The organism is Candidatus Eisenbacteria bacterium (assembly GCA_018831195.1).
GTDB lineage: Bacteria > Eisenbacteria > RBG-16-71-46 > CAIMUX01 > JAHJDP01 > JAHJDP01.
Window position 1 is genome coordinate 1 of the sequence record JAHJDP010000082.1, and the last position, 5,261, is coordinate 5,261.

The window sequence follows — 5,261 nt, forward strand, 5'->3', positions numbered from 1 at the left end:
GAAGAGACATGCACATGCAGGTCGAAACGATCCATGAGGGGGCCGGAGATGCGGTTGAGGTAGCGGTGTTTCTGCCCTTCCGAGCAGCGGCACGGCTTCCGGCTTGAATCGCTGGAGCCGCTTTGTCCGCAAGGGCATCCCTGCGTTGCCATTTTGTGATCTCACTCTCCGAACGCCGAAACCCCTTGATAGAGCATATCCTACAGAACTCCAGACCATCGGGGATCATGTCCGAAAGCGCCGGTTAGACCTCGGACTCACCCAACAGGAGGTTGCGTTGATGATGGGGGTTAATAAGACAACTATCTTCAATTGGGAGGCCGGAAGGGTTGCCCCGGACCTTCATGCGTTGCCAGAAGTTCTCAAGTTCCTTGGGTACGATCCCCGCCCACAGGCCGACACTTTTCCTGAGCGGATCCGACAGCTCCGCCAGGGACTCGGGCTATCACTGGAGGAGTTGGCAGCAAAGATCGGGGTCGATCCCTCGACAATCCAGAAATGGGAACGACTCGGATTTCGCCCCCGTCCCCGGCTCTTTGCCCGCCTCGCCAAAATCCTCAGCATCCCCGAGCCGCCGGAGGGTGCTCCCCTGGGGGATCGCCTCCGCGCCCGACGGCTGGCGCTCGGACTGACCCAGGCAGAAGCTGAGGCACAGATCGGGGTCAGTCAGGACACGCTCTCCAGGTGGGAGCTTGGACGAATCCAGCCGCAGGGGGAAAAAATCAGGCAAACGCGCAGTGTGCTAGGCATTGAAACGTCTGCAGCAGAGCCCTGAATCGGCAGCGAGGCCTGCTACCTGGGCCGTTTGGTTGTGTCGCCATCAGTACGAATATCGGCGGATCGAGTGACTTCAAATTCCTACACGACCGACCATCGCCTACTTGGAATTGACCCGAATTAAAACTTGGCATATCCTCCCTGCAGATCGCACCCGGGCCTAATAACAGAGATAGACGGAGCCGTTCCCCGGGGAAATCACAAATTCAGGCGGAGGTGGAGATGCGGCCGCACCATCATCGCAACCGAAGAAAGCAAGGATCCATTCATCCCGGCACTGGGGAAGTGGATTATCCTATCTCCTCCCATGGATCGATTCTCACAACACAGCAGTTGACATCAAAGGTACTCAAGAAAATTGCGATTTGGGTCTTCAGACCTTCGATCTCCATGGATGGGAATGATCGATAACTGATCGTGGTCAAGGAGAAGGCCTAATTCCACCGTGAACTTACGTCCATTCATGCTGGAATTTATGTCCAACGTCGTTCCGGACGTAACTTCGTGAACGGAAGAGTCAGAAAACATAGGAGAGCTTAACAATGAGCAATACAAGAGACAGACGCACATTGAACCCGAATTGCATTCCAGGAATTTTAATTTTTAAAATCTGCTTCGTTTGCACATTTGCTTTGCTGGGCATTTCCTATGCCGTGGATGGTCCATCGCCGAATGTTGGCACTGACTATGATTTTGATCCCAGATTGGTTCATATTGAGTCGATAGGAGATTACGATCGAATCACTTATGAGGGAGCCGAGCAGGATTATAGTCAAAGACGGATCGGTCATCCGCAACTCCCCATTCTCGGCAAGTGGTTTATTCTACCCGATCAGATGAAGATCGAACGCTTGGATGTGACCGTCGCCAGGTGGGATACACTCCCGGGTACCTACCTTCCCACCCCAATCCAATCTGATGATGGAACGGAGTGGATTGACCCCGACATGCCCACATAGGATTCCGAGAATGCATATCCGGAGCAATTTCATCTTGTTGTCAAAGATGGTTTTATGCGCGGCTATCACCTGGGAAAAGTTGTACTATATCCTCTTCGATACTTGCCATCTCAACGACGGCTCTTAATAGCCCGAAATGTGAACCTGGAAGTTCAGCTTGCGAGAATGTCTCCGGAAGAAAATGCCAAAGTCTTTCGAATCCGTCGACCTGAAGCCCGCGATACCCGCCTAAAAACAGAAGTGGCGTGGATCCGGAATCTAGTGGAAAATCCCCTACTTTTCGACCTGTTTTACCCTCGCGGTGAGCAAAATACTAATAATTATATGATCCAAGGATCCGAGAGATCCCCTTATGGCGGAGAACCTACTTGTTGGCCATCCCTCGATGGACCAGCTCCTGCACAAATTATCATCACGGACAGTGTCACAATTGCAGGAGAGCGTATTGGAAATATGGTCGAGATTTTCCAGAACTATGCGAACTGGAAAACTGAAGACAGGGGATTACCTACTATCGTCAAGACTGTAAGCGAGATTATTGCGAATCCTGAATACCAATCATTCGATGTAGTTGAGAGCATCAAAATGTTCATTCACCACGCTGCTCAAGATTGGGGTACAAAGTGGGTCCTGTTGGGAGGCGATACCGATATCGTGCCCACCCGTAGATTGGGTGGACCAAATCTAGGCGACCATAATCGCCTAGATCCCCCGGCCGATATCTACTATTCGGTGTTCACTGGAGATTGGAATCTCAACGATGATGCCTATTTCTGGGAGAACAATAACGATGCGGCTCCCGATAGTATTGTACATTTTGATTCAGGCTTCCCCCAAATATGGATTGGACGGGTGCCATGTCGAAGCGCCCTGGACGCCCAGGTCATAACAGAAAAGATTCAGGCTTATCTTGATCCACCGTCATTACCTTCGGATTATTATCAATCAGCTCTCTTTGTGGCTGGCCCCACCAACTCTATGAACCCAAGCGATAGTCTTAGTAGTGGCTATACAGCTTCTGAGCGCATTCTCCGTGTTCTCGATGGGTCGCCTTATAACTGGAGTGACATTGAACGTCTTTATGCAATGATACCGTCTCATGCCGAACAATGTGATGCTTCCTTAATCCAATGCTACCATGATTTAAAAGATTCGCTGGATTATGCTTGGCAGCCGGCAATTTCCTGGGATACAGATGAATTGAAAGACCGACTCAATGATGGGTATCATTTTGTGTGGCATGTTGAACATTCGGAACGGGAGAAACTTGGCAATCCAACAGTTGATGGCTCGCCATATGCAGCGGGATGTTTAGATTCAACGGCAAATGCCATATGGGATGGCCTCTGCGTAAACTGGCTGAATAATGAATGGCGATCAATTGAAGATTTTACCGCGGAGCAAGCCTATGAATTGCAAAATTCTGCTTCCGAGCCACGCTATTCGATCATATTTAGTTCTGGTAGCCTGACAAATGAATTTGACATGCATTCCGTGAGCGAAAAATTCCTCCTTGCCCCCAACGGAGGCGCTGTCGCTTATGTTGGCAAAATTCAATCTCCTGGCGGGTTGAATTATCCGTCTAAAATTACGGAGACAACTTTGGATAACATCGTGGGAGGAAGTCCATCACCATCACTTGGTGAAGCTCTGATCTTGTCAATTGTTGAAAATGACGTGGACTACGATCTTTATCCCATTCTCACTGACAACAAATGGGCTTATATCATGCCTCTTCTGGGTGACCCAGCCATGGAGGTTTGGACCCAAACTCCTACAGAGATCGAAGCAACAATCAATCCCAATCAAATATCCAGTCTTGGAGCACAGAAGATCACAGTGACTGTGCGGAAGAAAAACACAGTAATCCCCGTGGCAAATGCAATTGTCTGCTTGAAGCAAGGTGACTTGGCATATGGCGTGAAAGTCACCAATTCTGCAGGTCTTGTTTCCTTCGATGGATTTCCTGTTTTGGACACGCTCGGAATCCACCTATCCGTCGTTACGCATAATCATCTACCACTTGCAGACACACTCGACATTACTACAACACCCGCTTTTCTCGCTTATGATCATCATCTACTGGATGATTCCTCTCCAGGGGGAGATGGCGATGGAATCTTGGAGGCTGGAGAGACTGCGAATGTAAGAGTCATCTTCAGAAACCGTGGAGATGCAGCAGCCTCCTCCCCTAGCTTAGATCTCTGGCCGACACCGAGGATTCTTTTTGATTTGGACATCAATGAGGAATTCCGGCCGAAGACGACCTACATTGGAAAATATAGTGGAAATCCACCTGCGACCGCGGACACTTTTCGTCTGCCCCTGAGTTGGGAGGGTCTGCGAATTGAGGGGGAACCTGCGTATTCTGACCTCACAAGCGAACGATTGGAAATCTGGCGAACTAGCGCCACCGGCCAATATGTGGTGGAGTCCACTTCGCCATCAGCATCGGCAGATACGGTTTTTACTGGAATCTTAAAAACCATCGGTTCGTTCTCTAGTGTTTCTATGACAGGCGAGGGGCTGGACGATTATTATTGGAGCGCCGATTCAATTTGGTTCGAGTTTCATGGCGATCTGACGCCAGATATGCTGTATTTTACAGCCGAATCACCAGAATGGGTTGATGTGACTGGTTCAGGTGGGACAATGCCTCGAAGTGTAGCGCCAAATGATACGGTTGGTCGGTCGTTCGAAGTCAGTCTCACTGAAAAGGTACCAGATCAATCCACAATGGTCTTCACATCGACGGCCAATTTCAATTCGACAAAGTGGTCCCACAGTGACTTCTCTTCGCTTGTTCGCGCACCCATAACCGATCCGATAATGGTGGACTGGGAATTCGGAGATTTAGTCATGGGATGTGATACATCGGCTATTGTGCGGCCAATGATCCGCAACTTGGGTGGTGCCCAAGCCGAAAGTATTATGGTGATTTTCCACAAGACAAGTGGGAATGCTTCAGTCTTGGATAGTATCGCGAGCTTTTCAGAGATGAAGCCCGGCTCGTTAGCGGTTGCTGTGGACTCAGTAGTTCTTTGTGCAGATGAATTCGAAGAAATAGTATCAACGACATATAATCTTGAAATCCGAACCTATCCTAGGAATGTCCACCCCTGTATCGCTGCATATATTGATGGGGGTGGCTCTCATGGGAGCCAGATTGATCCGCCCACTGCCCTGAGCTTGGATTCGGCGGGTCGCGCCTTTATTCTTCGGTGGGACGCGCCAGAGGAGGCGAATCGGTATTTGATTTTCCATGTTCCTGAAGAAGGTGAAAATGAATTTCTAGGTGTTGCCGACTCAACGACTCGATTTGAGGTGACTCACATCAACGGAGGGAGAATAGAGCCTCTGGACGAAAGCGATGATTTAATCCCGTACACTTTCATGGTAAAAGCATGCGATAGATTGGACTGCGGAGGTGAAGCCACAACCAGTTCAGACTATGCTTGGTTGCCAGAAAATGACGAGTGGCCGAAGCGCGTTCCGGATGGAATAAACACGGCGCCTCTCGTTCTC

Annotated in this window: 4 protein-coding genes and 1 pseudogene; 4 read left to right on the forward strand and 1 reads right to left on the reverse strand. The window is 49.7% G+C overall.

The window, feature by feature from the left end; all coding sequences use genetic code 11:
* On the reverse strand, positions 1–152 hold a 152-nt coding region (locus KJ970_13885; protein ID MBU2692006.1), incomplete at its 3' end, for an ATP-binding protein.
* Between KJ970_13885 and KJ970_13890 the strand changes: the two genes are divergently transcribed.
* The 4 genes and pseudogenes from KJ970_13890 to KJ970_13905 all read left to right on the forward strand — a co-directional run.
* Positions 146–775, forward strand: coding sequence for a transcriptional regulator (locus KJ970_13890; protein ID MBU2692007.1), 630 nt, complete (start codon positions 146–148; stop codon positions 773–775). The genes KJ970_13885 and KJ970_13890 overlap by 7 nt on opposite strands.
* A 544-nt stretch (positions 776–1,319) precedes the next feature.
* On the forward strand, positions 1,320–1,736 hold the full coding sequence (locus KJ970_13895; protein MBU2692008.1) for a hypothetical protein: 417 nt from the start codon (positions 1,320–1,322) through the stop codon (positions 1,734–1,736).
* Positions 1,737–1,790: 54 nt separating this feature from the next.
* A pseudogene (locus KJ970_13900) lies at positions 1,791–1,910 on the forward strand (hypothetical protein).
* On the forward strand, positions 1,902–5,261 hold a 3,360-nt coding region (locus KJ970_13905; protein ID MBU2692009.1), incomplete at its 3' end, for a hypothetical protein. The pseudogene KJ970_13900 and the gene KJ970_13905, both read left to right, overlap by 9 nt.